Here is a 15110-nt window from a genome sequence, read left to right as displayed (position 1 = left end):
TTACCCTGTGCGTCGTGCGCGTACTGGTAATCGGGTCCGGCGCCCGTGAGCATGCACTCGTCCTCGCGGTCGCGGAAGACCCTTCCGTCACCGCACTGGCCTGTGCCCCGGGCAACGCCGGCACCGCCGCGGTGGCCGAACAACTCGGCGTGGACGCGGCGGACCCCGAGTCCGTCTCCGCCCTCGCCAAGCAGTGGCAGGCGGACCTCGTCGTGGTCGGTCCCGAGGTCCCGCTGGTGGCCGGAGTCGCCGACGCGGTCCGGAAGGCGGGCATCGCCTGCTTCGGCCCGTCCGCGTCCGCGGCAAGGATCGAGGGCTCGAAGGCGTTCGCGAAGGACGTCATGGCGGCCGCGAAGGTGCCGACGGCGCATTGCGAGGTCGTCGACAACCCCGCCCGTCTCGACGCCGCTCTCGGCCGCTTCGGCCCCACCTGGGTGGTCAAGGACGACGGGCTCGCCGCGGGCAAGGGCGTCGTGGTCACCACGGACGTCGACGTCGCGCGCAAGCACGCCCTGATGCTGCTCGACGGCGGGCACCCGGTGCTCCTGGAGTCCTTCCTCGACGGCCCGGAGGCCTCCCTCTTCTGCTTCGTCGACGGCCGCACGGTCGTCCCGTTGCTGCCCGCGCAGGACTTCAAGCGCGTCGGCGACGGCGACGCGGGCCCGAACACCGGCGGCATGGGGGCGTACGCGCCGTTGCCGTGGGCGCCGAAGGACCTGGTCGACGACGTCGTCGCCCGCATCGTGCAGCCCGTGGTCGACGAGCTCGACAACCGCGGCGCCACCTTCTCCGGCCTGCTCTACGCCGGGCTCGCGCTGACTTCCGAGGGCCCGCAGGTCATCGAGTTCAACTGCCGGTTCGGCGACCCGGAGACCCAGGTCGTCCTGGCGCTGCTGCGCAGCCCGCTCGGCAAGGTCCTGCACGCAACGGCGACCGGCGGACTCGCCGAACTGCCGCCGCTGGAGTGGGACTCCGGCGCGGCGGTCACCGTCGTGCTCGCCGCGGACGGCTACCCCGGCAAGCCGAGGACCGGCGACGTCATCACCGGTGGCGAGCTCGAAGGCGTACTCCACGCCGGCACCCGCCGCCGCGACGACGGTGCCGTGGTCTCCTCCGGCGGCCGCGTGCTGTCGGTGGTCGGCACCGGCAAGAACCTGAAGGCCGCCCGCAAGGCCGCCTACGCGACGGTCGAGAAGGTCCACCTGGCCGGCTCCCACCACCGCACCGACATCGCCCTGCTCGCCGCCAAGGGAGAGATCGCCACCCCGGTCTCGTGAATTCCCGGCGGAACCGCCCGGGCGACCGCTGCGTCTAACCCGGTATTTCCTGAGAAGCTTAGGCGCTCGATACATCGGCGTTGGTAGCCTCGACAGGGCGAACGGTCACCGTGCGTGTTTCCAAGGGGTGGGGAATGGCAGCATCGAGCAAGATCCAGGACCTCACGTCGGCGGTCCCGACGCCACCGTCGGTGGCCGACATCAGAGTCGACCCGTCGAAGCTGCTCGAAGTGGCGAAGATCGTCGAAGAGCAGGTCGACGCTCTGCAGGACAAGCTCATGACACGGCTGGACCAGCTGCGTATCGACACGCCGGCCAACGACACCGTGAGCGTGCACGCGACCAGCGTCTGGAACGAGCTCGTGGCCGACGGCGACCAGTCGTACGCCGCGCAGGTCCGGGCGTACGTGGCCGGTCTCCGTGGCCTGGTCAGCCAGCTCCGCACGGCGGCCAAGGAGTACAAGACCAGTGATGCGGACAAGGCCGCCGCGTTCGGGGACCGTGGTGTACACCGGGCGTAGGCCTCGTGTGCTGGTGACCGGCGGGGTGCTCACCCTCGTGCTGGCCGGATGCGCCACGGACACGGGCGGGCAGGCGTTCCCCGACGAACCGGCGCTGGCCTCGGTCACGCAGGGCGCCAAAGCGTCGGCGTTGCCCGCCAGACCCGCCGAACTGAGCCTGCAGGGCGTCGATCCGTGCGCGCTGTTCACCGATCCGCAGCTCGACCAGCTCAAGATCAACAGCAAACCGCGCGCGGCCGCGGAACCGATCGACGGCCCGACCTGTGTCCTCGACGCGGACGCCGCGCAGCCCTTCCACAGCTACTACGTCCGCACGATCACCGCGGACGTCGAAGAATGGTTCACCGGCAAGCGCCGCAAGAACAGCATGACGACGGAACCGACGGCGGTCGGCGGGTTCCCCGCCATCAAGAACCACCGTGACGCCGGCACACCGGGCGATTGCGAAACGCTCGTCGGGGTCGCTCAGGGACAGACGCTGGCGGTGCGGGCGGTCACCGTCACCGCCGGCGCGTTCACCATGCCGCAGCTGTGCGAGATGTCCGCACAGGCGGCCGATTCGGCTTTGCAGACCTTGAAAGCACGCAACTAGGGAGGGCGGCGTGAACGTTTCCGACCTCGCGGGCAGGCTCCGCGATCTTCGGTTCGACGGCTACACCGACACCGGGATCGCGACCGAGATCGAACGCTTCCGCAGCGGTGACGGCACCGGAAGCATCGGTATCGCCGTCGACGCGTTGAAATCCGTCGCGGGCGCGCTCGCCGACACCGACAAGACGCTGCGTGACGAGCTGGGCAAGCTCGGCGTGGAATGGCAGAGCGAGGCCGGTGGTGCCGCCGGTCAGGTGTTCACCGAGCAGGCGGGCTTCTCCCAGGACGCGAACTCGAAGGTCTCGCACTCCGCGGAGATGATCTTCGCCCAGGGTGAGGCCTTCAACCGGACGCTGCACAAGCTCCCGGATCCGGAAGTGGTCCGGAAGGGCGCCGGCGGCCTGACCGTCGGTGACGTCCTGCTGAGCCTCATCGGGTTCGAGACCGACCACGCCAAAACCGTCAGCGCCGCGAACAACGCGCGGGCGCAGGCGCAGGAGGCGTTGAACGACTACGCGAAGACGAGCGGCGAGAACCTGCTGTCGACCGGCACGCTGGCCGACCCGCAGGCGATGAACCTGACCCAGACCACGACGGCCGCCGGAGCGGGCGGCGGTTCCGCGACGCTCGACCTGGCGGGCACGGCCACGGACCTGACCCCGGACGGCAGCGTGCGGCCCGCGTCGGCCGCCGTCGAATCGAAGTACGTGCCGCCGGTCGCGCAGCCCGTCAGCAACCCGAAGGCGCCGTCCTACGACGCGCCGACCCCGGCCTACGGCGTCGCCATGGGCGGCGGGACGGCCCGCAAGACCGGTGCGTCGGCGCCGAACGCCGGGGCCACGGCTCCCGCGGCCGCCGCGCCGACGGTGCCGTCCGGCACGTCGAAGCCCGCTCCCGCGCCGGGTGCCGGCTGGGTGACGCCGAACCGCCCATCCCCGCAGCCCGAACAGGGCAGGCCGTCCTATCCGGTCGCCGGTTCGCCGCCGTTCGCTCCGCCGGGCGCGCCGAACATCCCGAACATCCCGAACGTGCCGCCGGGTCAGTCCACCGGCAGCGCGCCGCCGAACAGCACCACCTCGGCGCAGCCGGCTGGCAAGTCGTTCGGCACCGGTCCCGGTATCGACAGCGCTGTCGGAAAGGGCCCCGGCTCCAGCTCGGGTCCTGGTGTCTTCGGCAACGTCGGCGGTGGCGCGGGTGGCGACCAGGCGCTCGGCAAGGGCCGCTCCGTCGGCTCCGGACCGCAGGCGCCGATGGCCCCCGGCAACGAATCCGGCCGCGGTTTCCCCGCCGTCCCGAAGATCACCGGACCGGCCGCGGGTGACCTGGGCGCCGGTGCCGCGGCGCTCGGCGCCGGTGTCGCCGGCGGTGCGCTCAGTGGCGACCGGGAACGCGACCGTCGTCCCCGTCAGGAAGGCGGCGGCGTGAAGCCGACCCGCCAGCTCCCGATCGGTGAGCTTCCCGAAGAGGAGGCCATGCGGCGCTCGGAGAAGATCGGCGCGAAGCAGCCGAAGCCCGAGTCGAAGTTCATGGAGCGCGCGGCCACCCAGGACGTCGAGGAGGACGCGGAGCACATCAGGCGTTACGGCGTCGACGACAAGGATCTGTTCACCGACGAGCGGCTGGTGTCGCCGGACGTGATCGGCGACCACGGCAACCGGGAAGCGCGCTGAACCTGTGCCGAACGACAACGGCAGCCTGGTGCTGTCCGCACTCGAGTTCGAGATGCTCTGGGAAGCCGAACGGCTGCCCCGTCGTCATGCCGCACTCGACGTGCCGAGCCCCGGAACGACCCACACGGAGCGGGCGGCGCTGATCGAAGAAGCCTGGGAATCCCTGCGCGCGCGAGGTCTCGCGCGGGGACACCAGGCGTCGGGCGAGCTGGTCGACATGCTGAACCTGTTCGCGCACCCCCGGATCGCGATCGACGTCTGGGTGTGGACCGATCGCGAGATCAAGGGCCAGGCGGTGAGCGTCGGCAACCAGGCGCTGCTCGGCGTGATCGACTCCGGCCAGGTCTGGCTGATCCCCGCCAGGGAGAGCTCCCTCGCCGAAGCCGCGGTCTCGGTCGCGGGTGATCTCGGTCCCGGCGTCGGCCAGTCGATCAGCGTCCCGCACGACGTCCTCGTCCAGGCCGACGCCGCCGCCCGCGGCGACGCGAAGGCTCTGGTAACCGCGCTGGAAGATCTGGACGTGCCCCTCTGGCAGGCCCAGGAGGTGGCGGGCATGCTCCTCGGCCAGGAGGCGCGGGGCCAGTTCGGTGTCGAGCGCGCCGGCCGCGACGGCCGTCCCCGGCGCGCGGACAGCGTGGTCGCCTTCTACGACACGGACGCGGGGCGGTACCTGTTCCAGGTCGCGCGGAACCGGGACGGGCGGGATTGGGCGACCATCACCCCGGCCGACAACCAGTTGCTGGCGACCAGGATCCGGGAAGTCGCCGATTTCTGATTCGCCCGATTATCGGCGGGGTGGAAGTTGGCGTGGATACGCACCCGGCCAACCGCGGAGGTCTTAAAGTAGGCGCCGGGAACCGTCCTGACCGGCCGCGCGTCTGATCGGGCGGATACGAGTTTTTCCGTGAAGGGGATGACGAACCGTGCCTGTGTACGACCCGGATTCCATGGGGATCGCCGCCGGTCAGGTGGAGAAGCTCAAGGACGAGTTCGAGAAGACGAAAAAAGGCGTCACCGGGATGGATGACGAGAAGGAATCCCCCTTCGGCGGAGTGGACGAGCACGGCGACGCGCACGGCGCGGTCGGCAAGTTCAAACAGGGCGTCCACAACGAATTCGATTCGGCCGGTCAGCTCATGGAGGCCACGGCCTTCGTGCTGCGAAAGGCGGCGGGCCTGATCAAGGAGACCGAAGCGGTCCACGTGGACAACCTGAAGGTGCACGGGGAACTGTGACGACTCGCCAGGCCTGGGGGCCGAAGACCAAGGGGGCTTGAGCAGTGGCTTTGAACGGTGTCGGCGCCGGCACGCCGGACGGCTGGGACGGACTGACCCAGAAGGCCGAGCAGATCGGCAAGGTCAACCTCGCCGCCATTCAGAACGCTTCGAGGCAGTTCAAGACGGCCGCCGACAACGCGGGCGACCACAGCGCGGCGTTGAAAACGTCGACCGAAGCGTTGAACGGCGGCGTCTGGGCCGGACCCGCCGCGGAGGCCTTCTTCGAGTACGTCAAGTCGATCACGAAGGCCGGGAAGAACGTCGAGGAGCAGCTGGGCAAGGTCGTCGACGACCTCGATCGCGTCCACACCGATCTCGGCAACATCAAGATGCAGGTGAAGGGTGTCTACGAAGACGCCGAAGCCGCGGTCAACAAAAGGAACACCCAGGCGGAGGCGGACAAGAACGCGGCGATCACGGCCGCCGCGCAGGCCGAGAAGGATCACAAGCCGGCGCCGAGCCCTTCGGCCGACGAGATCATCCAGAAGGCCAAGACCGACATCAACAAGATCGCCAGCGACGCCGACACCCGGGTCAAGGGCCTGCTCGACCAGGCCAACCAGATGATCCAGAAGTCCCAAGAGCTGATGAAGAAGGACATCCAGGGCGGCTACTCCACCGTCCCGATGCCCGGCAAGGACGGCTCCGTCCCGAAGCGCACCGGCGGTCTCCACGCCGGTGGTGGCGGCGGTGGAGGAGGCGGCGGCGGTGGCGGTGGGGGCGGCGGCCTCGGCCCGAGCGGCGGCCCGCCCTCGACGACGCCGCCGGGCAACGTCCAGCAATGGATCCAAGAGGCCATCAAAATCCTGCAGGCCAACGGGATCCCGGTGACCGAGGCGGATATCCAGAAGATCTGGACGATCATCGAGAAGGAGTCCGGCGGCAACCCCAACGCCATCAACAACTGGGACTCCAACGCGGCGAAGGGCACGCCGTCCAAGGGGCTGATGCAGTGCATCGACCCGACCTTCAACGCGCACAAGCTTCCCGGGCACGACGACATCTACAACCCGGTGGACAACATCATCGCGGGTGTCCGGTACACGTTCTCGCGGTACGGCGGCTTCGAGGGGCACCCGGGCCTGAAGTCCATGGCCGGTGGCGGCGGTTACCAGGGCTACTAACGGCCTCGTGAGTGGCAGGGACGGTTAGAACCGTCCCTGCCACTCACGAGCCCTGGCCCGGCCCCGGCCGCCACACGTGACCCAATGGCCGCCACGCGTGATCCGCCGGACGACACGCGTGACTGGATGGACGCCACGCGTGATCCGATGGACGCCACACTCGCGGCCGTATCGCGCCGCGTGCCGTCCGGCGGATCACACGTGCCGTCCGGCCAAGCACGCGTGCCGTCCGGCCAGTCACTCGTGCCGTCCGTCCAATCACGCGTGTCGTCCGTCCAATCACGCATGTCGTCCATTCCGTCACGGGTGTCGGCCCGCCAGTCACGCGCGACCCTGGTGGTCGTGTCGCGAAAGCCACTTTCGGGACATCAGGCGTCGCGAAAGTGGCTTTCGCGACATGCCTCCGGAGCTCGACACCCCGAGCGGTCAGTAATCCTTCAGCACCAGGCCGTTCGCCGCCTCCGTCAGCGGCCGCATGGCCGCCTTCATCACCCGGTCGCGGAACGGCAGATAAGGCAGCAGCCGCATCGACTGGATCTGCTTCCACTGCCGGAACCGCGTCTGCTTCTTCTGGTTCAGCGAAGCCAGCGCCTGGTTCCGGAGGATGAACGGCCGCATTTCCCTTTCGTACGAAGCGAAAGCGGCGCGGTGGTCGCTGGAGGCAGCCAGTGAGCCCGCGAGCACATAGGCGCCGACGAGCGCCAAACTGGTGCCCTGTCCCGAAAGTGGCGAAGGCCCGTAGCCCGCGTCACCGACGAGTGCGACGCGGCCGTCGGTGAACCGGTCCATCCGGATCTGGGTCATGGAATCGAAGTACAGCTCGCTCGACGCCATTTCCTGGAGCAATCGCGGGATTTCCCAGCCCTGCGCCGAGAATCGGTCCGCGATCAGCTTCCGTTGCTGCTCGACGTCATGGCGGTCGAAGTCGAGTTCCGGCGACTGGAAGCCGAGCATCGCCCGCGCCTCCGTGTTCTTTCGCGCGCTGTACAGCCCGGCGAGCTTCCCCGGGGTCATGTGGAAGATCTGCCAGCGGTCCAGATCGAGGAAGTTCGGCACGGTGAACACCGCGAGATAGGTGTCCAGGTAGTGCGAAAACTGTTTCTCCGCCCCGAAAACCAGCGATCGCACGGCCGAATGCTGCCCGTCCGCGCCGACGACGAGGTCGAAGTCCCGCGCCTCGCCGCGAGCGAAGGTGACCCGGACACCGTCGGTCTGCTGCGCGATTCCGGTGATCCAGTCTCCGTAGACGTACTCGACACCCTCCTGGGCGACCGAGGTCAGCGTGTCGGTGAGGTCGTCCCGCAGGATCTCGACGTCCTCGCTGTCGGTGAGCCCGCCGGTCAGCGTGTGGTCGGTGACCTTTACGAGGGTCTTCCCCTCGCCGTTCACGAACGACATCCCGCGCATGTCCGTACTCAACTCCCGGAGCCGCCCGAGCACCCCCATCCGGTCGACGACGCCGAGCGCCGTGCCCCGGATGTCGACCGCGTGCCCGCCGACGCGGGGCGCGGGGGCCCGCTCGACGACCGTCGGCGCGAAACCGTGCCGCCGCAGCCAGTACGCCAGCGTCGTGCCGGCGATTCCCGCTCCCGAAATCAGGACCTTCCGCATGTCCACTCCCTGTGTACGGTGTTTTGAAGCACTGCGTACAACGTATGGACACTGCGTCGAACCCCCAGGAAAAGTGGCAGAGAGTCCTCAGTGCACTAGTGCGATCCAGCTAGTGCGCCCGATAAACTGCCGTCAGGTGCACTATGGCAAGGAGCCGACCATGACCGAGCCGCCCTACCTGCGGATCGCCGCCGAGATCCGCCACCGGATCACCTCCGGTGAGCTGCGCGAGGGCGACAAGGTCCCGTCGACGCGCCGGATCATCGCCGAATGGGGCGTCGCGATGGCGACCGCGACGAAGGTCCTCGCCACGCTCAAACGGGACGGCCTGGTCGTCGCCAAACCCGGCGCGGGCACGGTCGTCGCGAGCCGCACCCGGAAGCCCGCGCCGAGAACCGAGGCGGAGCTGTCACGCGAGCGGGTGGTGAAGGCGGCGATCCGGATCGCCGACGCCGAGGGCATCCGCGCGCTCTCGATGCGCCGCGTCGCCTCCGGCCTCGGCGTCGCGACGATGGCGCTTTATCGTCATGTCACCGCCAAGGAGGAGCTGATCCTCGAAATGGCGGACATGGCGCTCGGCGAAATCCGTTTCCCGCCCGAACCGCCGCCCGGCTGGCGGGCCCAGCTGGAGCTGATGGCGAGGGCGCAATGGGCCCTGTTCCGGCGGCATCCCTGGCTCGCGCAGGCGCTCTCGATCACCCGCCCGCAGCCGCTGCCGAACCTGCTCGCCCACGCGGACTGGGCGACCCGCGCGCTCGACGGCCACGGCCTCCCGCCGTCGACGATCATGTACGCGCACATCACGATCTTCAACCACGTCCGCGGCATCGCCCTCAGTTTCGAGGCCGAAGCCGACACCGAATCCGGGACGGCGGTCTCGGCCGACGCCTGGCTGGCGGAACACGAGCCGATCCTCTGGGACCTGGTGTCCGGCGGTCGTTTCCCGAATTTCGCCGGTGTCGTCTCGCGAGCCCCGTTCGACTACGACCTCGACACGCTCTTCGAGTTCGGGCTCCAACGACTCCTCGACGGCTACGCGGTTCTCCTCGCGAAGGCGAGTTAGCCTCACCCACATGTCTTTCCCAGGTCCCGCCGCACGTTCCGCCGTCCCGCCGTTCCACGTCATGGACGTCCTTTCGGCCGCGCAGGCGCGCCAACGCAGCCACGGGGACCTGGTCCCGCTGCTCGCGGGGCAGCCGTCCGCGCCGGCGCCGCGACCGGTCCTCGAAGCCGCGCAGCGGGCGTTGAAGGGCCACAACCTCGGCTACACCGAGCAGCTCGGCATCCCGGAACTGCGCGAGGCCGTCGCGGAGCACTACAACCGCACGTACCCGGTCGACGTGAGCCCGCAGGACGTCATCATGACGACCGGTTCCTCCGGCGGCTTCCTGCTCTCGTTCCTCAGTGCCTTCGAGGCGGGAGACCGGGTCGCGATGGCGCGTCCCGGCTATCCGGCCTACCGGAACCTGCTGAAGGTGCTCGGCTGCGAGGTCGTCGAGTTCGCCACCGGGCCCGAGACGAACTTCCAGCCCACCGTCGCCCGGCTGGACGAGCTGGGGCCGATCAAGGGACTCATCGTGGCCAGCCCGAGCAATCCCACCGGCACCGTCCTGCCACCGGGTGAACTGGCTGCGATCAGCGGCTGGTGCGCGTCACACGGCGTGCAGCTGATCAGCGACGAGATCTACCACGGGATCTCCTACGGCGCCGGGCTCGATTGCGCCTGGCAGTACGGCGACGAGGCGCTCGTCCTCGGCTCGTTCTCGAAGTACTTCGCCATGACCGGTTGGCGGCTCGGCTGGATGCTGGCGCCCCAGCGGCTGCATCGCGCGATCGACGTCCTGACCGGCAACTTCACCATCTGCCCGCCCGCGGTCTCCCAGCACGCCGCGGTCGCCGCGTTCACCCCGGAGTCGTACGCGGAGGCCGACGGCCACGTCGAGCGCTACAAGGCCAACCGCGACGTGCTCTTCGCCGGCCTCAAGGGCATCGGCATCGACAAGCTCGCGCCGGCCGAAGGCGCCTTCTACGCCTACGCCGACGTTTCCGCGTACACGAACGACAGCCTCAGCTGGTGCCAGCGGCTCCTCGCCGACACCGGTGTCGCGATCGCTCCCGGGATCGACTTCGACCCGGTCGACGGCGGAAGGTTCGTGCGGTTCTCCTTCGCGGGCTCCCGCGAGGACATCGACGAAGGGGTCCGCCGGCTCGGAGACTGGCTCGGTCAGGGGGAACCCGGAAATCACCCTGAACGTTAGCCGGAAAGAAGGCGCTCACGACTCCCGCCTGACAACCTGGACTCACCGGGCCCGCATGGGCACGGCGAGGCAATCGGAGGATGCCATGTTCTGGAAGATCGTCGGCGGGCTGATCCTGGCTTGGGTGGCCTTCATGGTGCTCGGATCCGTGCTCGGTTTTCTCGTGAAGGCTGTCTTTTGGATCGCCGTCATCGGTGGTGCGGTCTTCCTGGGCACGGCCGCGTACGGCGCCATCAAGGGCAAGGGCACCCCGAAGCAGCTTCGCCGTTAAGGCTTACGCGCCACCCCGCCGAGCGACGTGAAGTTCACGGGCGAAAGCGGGGTGAAGCGCGGGCCGTCCGGCCACCACAGGTGCGGATACGTCAGGCCCGGCTCCATGAGATCGAGTCCCTCGAAGAAGGACTCGATCTCTTCGCGCGTCCGGTACAGCGTGTCCAGCCCTGTGCCGTTGAAGCGCTTCTCGAGTGCGGTCGCGACGTCGGCCGCTTCGGTGCCGTCGGCAGGATTGTGCTGGTGCAGGAGCGCGACGAACGAGCCCGGCGCCAGCGCGTCGACGTAGGCGCGGACGATCTTCCGCGCCTCGTCGAGATCCTGGATGTGGTGGACGATCGCGCACAGGATCAGCCCGACCGGCCGGTCGAATTCCAGCCGGTGGGTGCGGGCGAGCTCCTCGATGACCTCGGCCGGTTCGGTCAGGTCGGCGGCGGTCATATGCGCGAAGTCGTTCGCCGCCAGCAGCGCGCGGCCGTGCGCCTGCACCACCGGATCCCGGTCGACGTAGACGACCTGGGCCTCGGGGTTGTACCGCTGCGCGACCTGGTGCGTGTTGTCCATGGTCGGGAAGCCGGAGCCGAGGTCGAGGAACTGGTCGATGCCTTCGCGGTCGGTCAGGTAGCGCACGGTCCGGACCAGCCAGTGCCGGACCTCCTTGGCCATGGCCCGCGCGTCCGGCGAGATCTCCAGGATCTGGCGCAGCGCCACCCGGTCGGCCTCGTAGTTGTCCTGGCCGCCCATCAGTGCGTCGAAGACCCGCGCGATGCTCGGCCGGTCGAAATCGACGGGCACGAACGGGCGTCGGTCCACGGACATGGGCACCTACCGGGGGTGAATCGGTTTGGACTGGTTCAGCGTAGGTCATCCGCTTCACCGCGCGTAAGCGGATGAGCGGCGAGGGTGAATTATTCCTCCGAAGAGCCGAAGCCGGATTTCGCCGTGGTCACGCCGACCCAGCGTTCCGCCCGCATCCCGACCGCCCGTGCTCCGTCCACATTGGACTGACGGTCGTCGAAGAACAGGCAGTCGGCCGGTTCGGCGCCTAGTTCGGCGAGCAGGATCCGGTAGATCTTCGCGTCGGGCTTCATGCAGCCGAGATCGCCCGAAAAGAGCTTCACGCGGAACAGCTTCGCCCATTCCTGCTCGCGCACCCAGCGGCCGAAGGTGGACGACGCATTCGAGAGCAGCGCGAGAGCCGCGCCCGCTTCGTGCAGCCCTTCCAGCAGTTCGAGGACGTCCGGTTCGAGGTGTGTCCAGCCCTCGACGTCGATGGCGGTCAGCTCGTCGGAGAACGCCTTGTCGACCGGGACGTCCAGCGCGCGGCCGATGCTCTGCCAGTACTCGAGATCCGTGCCGCCGGAGTCGTACCGGATCCGCTCGGCCCAGTAGTGCGGCTCGAAGTCGGCGACTTCGAGTCCGAACGCCTTGGCCAGGGTCGGCAGCGCGTCGGTGTGCTCGCTGATGACGTCGCCGTAGTCGAAGACGATCCAGTTCATGTTCAGCCCCCGGTCTTGATGCGTTGAAGGGTTTCTTCGATGTCCGCCGCGGAAAGGTCCCGGTGTGCCACGAACCGGATCCGGCCCGAGCTCGGCAGCGTCAGGATCCCGAGGTCCGCCAGCCATGCCAGCCGTCCTTCGAGGTCCGGCGCGGCGACCTGCACGATGTTGGTCTCGGGAGCGTTGACCTCCCAGCCGTGCTCCGCGAGCCCGGCCGCGAGCCGTGTCGCGTTCTCGTGTGTCTCGGCGAGGTCGTCGATGCGGTCCAGGGCGACCATGCAGGCCGCGGCCAGCACGCCGCCCTGCCGGACACCGCCGCCGAGCATCTGGCGCATCCGCCGCGCCTTCTCGACGAACTCCTCGCTGCCGGCCACCACCGAGCCGACGGGCGCCCCGAGCCCCTTCGAGAAGCAGGCGGAAACGGTGTCGACGCCGACCGTGAGCGCCGCGGGCGGGATCCCCAGCGCGACCGACGCGTGCCAGATGCGGGCGCCGTCGAGGTGCACGGTCAGCCCGGCCTCCTTCGCCACCGCGACCAGCTGCGCGTGCTCGTCGGGCGGGGTGACCGCGCCGCCGGCCGTGTTGTGCGTGTTCTCCAGGCACAACAGCGGGGTGCGCAGCGCGTAGTACGGCCCGCGCGGGACGCCGATCGCGGCCGAAAGCGTTTCCGGCGTCGGACGGCCCGGCCCGGCGTCGTGCTCCAGCGGCTCCGGCATACCGCCCGCGAGCCAGGCGGCGGAACCGAGTTCGTCGGTGATCACGTGTGAGCCGCGCGGCGCGAGGAACCGGTCCCCGCGCTGGAGATGGATGCTCAGCGCGATCAGGTTGGCCATGGTCCCGCTCGGTGTCCAGAGCGCGGCGGGCATGCCGAGGAGTTTCGCGGCACGCCGTTCCAGCGCGCCGACGGTCGGATCGCCGTCGAGGACGTTGTCGCCGACCTCGGCCTTCGCCATGGCCTGGCGCATGACGTCGTCCGGCCGGGTCACGGTGTCGGAGCGGAAATCGATCTGCGGAAGGGAGCGCGAGGTCACGGTACGATCACATCACATCGACCGGCCTGCGGTGAATCTCCTCCCCGGCTGGTCCGCCGCGCCCGCTCATGCAACCGTGGACGCCCCCGGTTCCGTCCTACCCACCGACGAGGCAAGAGCGGAGACAAAACCCGCGTGAACCAGCGCGACGAACAAGAGTTCGCGGAGTACTTCGCCGCGAAGAGGGACGCCGTGCGCAGGACCGCGTACATGCTCTGCGGTGACTGGCATCGTGCGGACGACCTCGCGCAGACGGCGTTCGTCGCGCTGCACCGGAGGTGGAAGAAGATCAGAGAACGGGCGGCGACCGACGCCTACGTGCGGAAGACGCTGGTCAGGGCGGCCATCGACGAATCGAGGCGGCCGTGGCGGCGGGAGTGGCAGACCGAGGAGCTGCCCGAACCGCCGCAGGACGGCTTCGACCTCGGCGAGCAGGTCGTCACCAGGGAGGACCTGCTGGCCGCGTTGCGCGAAGTGCCCCCGAAGCAGCGGGCCGTGCTGGTGCTCAGGTTCTTCGAGGGCCTGGACGTCGGTGCGGCGGCGAAGGCGCTCGGCTGCAGCGAAGGGAACGTGAAGAGCCAGACCGCGCGCGGGCTGGCGAATCTCAGGCAGGTCATGGAGAAGGAGGAGGTGGCACGGGATGGACGAGAATGACCTGAAGGCGTTGTTCCGTGACGCCCCCGGCGACGCGCCGTCGCCGACCTTCGACACCGCCGACGTGGTCCGCGCCTCCAAACGCGCCACTGCTCGACGCCGAAACGGTATCGCGGTGGCCTGTAGTGCGGTGGTTTTGGTCTTGGCCGGAGTGGGCATGTTCGGCGTGCTCGGCGGAACCGAGCTCCAGACGGGGAGCGCGGCCAAATCCGAGAACGAAGCGGCTTCCGCCGGGCAACCCGGGGCGGCGTCCGTACGTCCTCTTGACAGCGGGGACCCCTCGAACTTCTCGAACCCGCCGCCTCAGCAGGGGGGCGACGGGCCAGAGAGGACCGGCCAGAAGACGGCCGAAGGCACCTACGGGTGCGACCAGGTGGACCGGGAGCTCGCCACCGCCCTCGCTGGCGAGCTCCCGGTCCCCGTGGATGTCGCCAAGTCGACGCCCGGCGACCTCTGTACGACGGGAGCCAGGTCCGCGGGGTTCCAGGTGCCGGGCGGCACGGTCTCCGCCGCGGTCTTCCCGGCCGGTTCGGCCGTCCCGTCGCTGCCCACCGGGGCGGCTGAAGCACGCCGGACCACCGCCAAGGGGTCGCTCGTGGTCGTGGTGAGCCTCGGTGACGGCTCTGGCAGGCCGGCGCTCCCGGACTCCGACGTCGACAGGCTGGTCGGCGTCCTCGCCGCCCGCTACTAGCCGAGCTGGCAAAATAGCCCGGCATGACCGCAGCAGCGACCACACCGAAGGGTGAGCGACGCCGGGCCGAACTCATCGAGGCCGCCGCGTCGTTGCTGGCCGAGGGTGGGTTCGACGCCGTGCGGCATCGTGCGGTCGCCGAACGCGCGGGGCTGCCGCTGGCGTCGACGACGTACTACTTCGACTCGCTCGAAGAGCTGGTCACCGCCGCGGTGGAGCATCACGCGAAGGTGGAGTTGGAGACCGGGCGGCGACGCCTCGACGAGCTGGCGACCCGCAACCGCGGCGTCGAGGCCACCGTCGACCTGGTGCTCGACATGCTCCTCGGCCCGCTTCGCCCGGATCGCGAGGCAGACGCCGAAGCGGTCCTACTGCGCTACGAACGTCTCGTCGGGACGGGCCGCCGCCCGTACCTTCGGCCCCTGATGCGGACGCTGTCCGCGCAGCTGTACGAACTGCTCCACGAGATCTTCGCGCGCTCCGGCACGCCTGTGGACAGCACCGAACTGGAGCGGTTGGTCGCCCTGGTCGACGGCGCCGTGGTCAACGCGCTGATCGAGGTCGACCCGGAGCCGCGGGCCGCCGCCGCCCGGATGCTGCAGGCCGCCCTCGCCTAGCGCCCGGTTAGTCTGGCCG

General features: G+C 69.4%; 17 protein-coding genes. 13 read left to right on the top strand and 4 right to left on the bottom strand.

What is annotated here, in order from left to right; translation table 11 throughout:
- The first annotated feature begins 14 nt into the window (after positions 1–14).
- The 7 genes from purD (at position 15) to NQK81_RS24135 (ending at position 6460) form a co-directional block, all read left to right on the top strand.
- On the top strand, positions 15–1277 hold the full coding sequence (purD, locus tag NQK81_RS24165) for a phosphoribosylamine--glycine ligase (protein WP_257483370.1): 1263 nt from the start codon (positions 15–17) through the stop codon (positions 1275–1277).
- Between the two features lie 134 nt (positions 1278–1411).
- Positions 1412–1798, top strand: coding sequence for a PE domain-containing protein (locus tag NQK81_RS24160; protein ID WP_257483369.1), 387 nt, complete (start codon positions 1412–1414; stop codon positions 1796–1798).
- A complete protein-coding gene (locus tag NQK81_RS24155) occupies positions 1749–2390 on the top strand; it encodes a DUF3558 domain-containing protein (protein ID WP_257483368.1) in 642 nt (213 codons plus the stop codon). Before NQK81_RS24160 ends, NQK81_RS24155 begins: the two co-directional genes overlap by 50 nt.
- A 10-nt stretch (positions 2391–2400) precedes the next feature.
- On the top strand, positions 2401–4059 hold the full coding sequence (locus tag NQK81_RS24150; RefSeq protein WP_257483367.1) for a hypothetical protein: 1659 nt from the start codon (positions 2401–2403) through the stop codon (positions 4057–4059).
- Between the two features lie 4 nt (positions 4060–4063).
- Positions 4064–4834: an ESX secretion-associated protein EspG gene (locus tag NQK81_RS24145; protein WP_257483366.1), complete on the top strand. Its 771-nt coding sequence runs from the start codon at positions 4064–4066 to the stop codon at positions 4832–4834.
- 148 nt (positions 4835–4982) lie between these two features.
- On the top strand, positions 4983–5294 hold the full coding sequence (locus NQK81_RS24140) for a hypothetical protein (RefSeq protein WP_185927309.1): 312 nt from the start codon (positions 4983–4985) through the stop codon (positions 5292–5294).
- A 44-nt stretch (positions 5295–5338) separates the two neighbouring features.
- Entirely contained in the window at positions 5339–6460 is a 1122-nt protein-coding gene (locus NQK81_RS24135; protein ID WP_126736261.1) for a transglycosylase SLT domain-containing protein, read from the top strand.
- 426 nt (positions 6461–6886) lie between these two features.
- On the opposite strand, the gene NQK81_RS24130 is transcribed toward NQK81_RS24135, so the two are convergent.
- Positions 6887–8071 (bottom strand): FAD-dependent monooxygenase, encoded by a 1185-nt coding sequence (locus tag NQK81_RS24130; RefSeq protein WP_257483365.1) that lies wholly within the window; start codon positions 8069–8071, stop codon positions 6887–6889.
- A 160-nt stretch (positions 8072–8231) separates the two neighbouring features.
- On the opposite strand from NQK81_RS24130, the gene NQK81_RS24125 reads away from it, so the two are divergent.
- From NQK81_RS24125 to NQK81_RS24115, 3 genes are all read left to right on the top strand, one after another.
- The gene (locus tag NQK81_RS24125) at positions 8232–9134 is read left to right on the top strand and encodes a TetR/AcrR family transcriptional regulator C-terminal domain-containing protein (protein ID WP_257483364.1); all 903 of its coding nucleotides are present in this window, start codon (positions 8232–8234) and stop codon (positions 9132–9134) included.
- 10 nt (positions 9135–9144) lie between these two features.
- A complete protein-coding gene (locus NQK81_RS24120) occupies positions 9145–10329 on the top strand; it encodes a pyridoxal phosphate-dependent aminotransferase (protein WP_257483363.1) in 1185 nt (394 codons plus the stop codon).
- A gap of 85 nt (positions 10330–10414) precedes the next feature.
- Positions 10415–10600 (top strand): hypothetical protein, encoded by a 186-nt coding sequence (locus NQK81_RS24115; protein ID WP_007032516.1) that lies wholly within the window; start codon positions 10415–10417, stop codon positions 10598–10600.
- On the opposite strand, the gene NQK81_RS24110 is transcribed toward NQK81_RS24115, so the two are convergent.
- The 3 genes from NQK81_RS24110 to NQK81_RS24100 form a co-directional block, all read right to left on the bottom strand.
- Entirely contained in the window at positions 10597–11418 is an 822-nt protein-coding gene (locus NQK81_RS24110) for an SAM-dependent methyltransferase (RefSeq protein ID WP_257483362.1), read from the bottom strand. The two genes, NQK81_RS24115 and NQK81_RS24110, sit on opposite strands and share 4 nt — an antisense overlap.
- An 89-nt stretch (positions 11419–11507) precedes the next feature.
- Positions 11508–12098 carry an HAD family hydrolase gene (locus NQK81_RS24105; protein WP_257483361.1) on the bottom strand — a complete coding sequence of 197 codons (591 nt, stop codon included), beginning with the start codon at positions 12096–12098 and terminating at the stop codon, positions 11508–11510.
- A 2-nt stretch (positions 12099–12100) separates the two neighbouring features.
- The gene (locus NQK81_RS24100; protein WP_257483360.1) at positions 12101–13129 is read right to left on the bottom strand and encodes a threonine aldolase family protein; all 1029 of its coding nucleotides are present in this window, start codon (positions 13127–13129) and stop codon (positions 12101–12103) included.
- 135 nt (positions 13130–13264) lie between these two features.
- On the opposite strand from NQK81_RS24100, the gene NQK81_RS24095 reads away from it, so the two are divergent.
- Genes NQK81_RS24095 through NQK81_RS24085 form a run of 3 tightly spaced genes read left to right on the top strand, consistent with a single transcriptional unit; the run spans position 13265 to position 15091 of the window.
- On the top strand, positions 13265–13783 hold the full coding sequence (locus tag NQK81_RS24095; protein ID WP_257483359.1) for a SigE family RNA polymerase sigma factor: 519 nt from the start codon (positions 13265–13267) through the stop codon (positions 13781–13783).
- The gene (locus NQK81_RS24090) at positions 13770–14474 is read left to right on the top strand and encodes a hypothetical protein (RefSeq protein WP_257483358.1); all 705 of its coding nucleotides are present in this window, start codon (positions 13770–13772) and stop codon (positions 14472–14474) included. Before NQK81_RS24095 ends, NQK81_RS24090 begins: the two co-directional genes overlap by 14 nt.
- Before the next feature lie 23 nt (positions 14475–14497).
- Positions 14498–15091 carry a TetR/AcrR family transcriptional regulator gene (locus NQK81_RS24085; protein WP_126736253.1) on the top strand — a complete coding sequence of 198 codons (594 nt, stop codon included), beginning with the start codon at positions 14498–14500 and terminating at the stop codon, positions 15089–15091.
- The last annotated feature ends 19 nt before the right edge of the window (positions 15092–15110 follow it).

The sequence above is a fragment of the Amycolatopsis roodepoortensis genome, from assembly GCF_024628825.1.
GTDB lineage: Bacteria > Actinomycetota > Actinomycetes > Mycobacteriales > Pseudonocardiaceae > Amycolatopsis > Amycolatopsis roodepoortensis.
This window is presented reverse-complemented; position numbering and strand designations above follow the sequence as displayed.

Bases quoted from the DNA above. Each gene is read 5' to 3' on its own strand.
- NQK81_RS24160 (WP_257483369.1), top strand. From the start codon at position 1,412: ATGGCAGCATCGAGCAAGATCCAGGACCTCACGTCGGCGGTCCCGACG.
- NQK81_RS24155 (WP_257483368.1), top strand. From the start codon at position 1,749: ATGCGGACAAGGCCGCCGCGTTCGGGGACCGTGGTGTACACCGGGCGT.
- NQK81_RS24130 (WP_257483365.1), bottom strand. From the start codon at position 8,071: ATGCGGAAGGTCCTGATTTCGGGAGCGGGAATCGCCGGCACGACGCTG.
- NQK81_RS24125 (WP_257483364.1), top strand. From the start codon at position 8,232: ATGACCGAGCCGCCCTACCTGCGGATCGCCGCCGAGATCCGCCACCGG.
- NQK81_RS24120 (WP_257483363.1), top strand. From the start codon at position 9,145: ATGTCTTTCCCAGGTCCCGCCGCACGTTCCGCCGTCCCGCCGTTCCAC.
- NQK81_RS24115 (WP_007032516.1), top strand. From the start codon at position 10,415: ATGTTCTGGAAGATCGTCGGCGGGCTGATCCTGGCTTGGGTGGCCTTC.
- NQK81_RS24110 (WP_257483362.1), bottom strand. From the start codon at position 11,418: ATGTCCGTGGACCGACGCCCGTTCGTGCCCGTCGATTTCGACCGGCCG.
- NQK81_RS24105 (WP_257483361.1), bottom strand. From the start codon at position 12,098: ATGAACTGGATCGTCTTCGACTACGGCGACGTCATCAGCGAGCACACC.
- NQK81_RS24090 (WP_257483358.1), top strand. From the start codon at position 13,770: ATGGACGAGAATGACCTGAAGGCGTTGTTCCGTGACGCCCCCGGCGAC.
- NQK81_RS24085 (WP_126736253.1), top strand. From the start codon at position 14,498: ATGACCGCAGCAGCGACCACACCGAAGGGTGAGCGACGCCGGGCCGAA.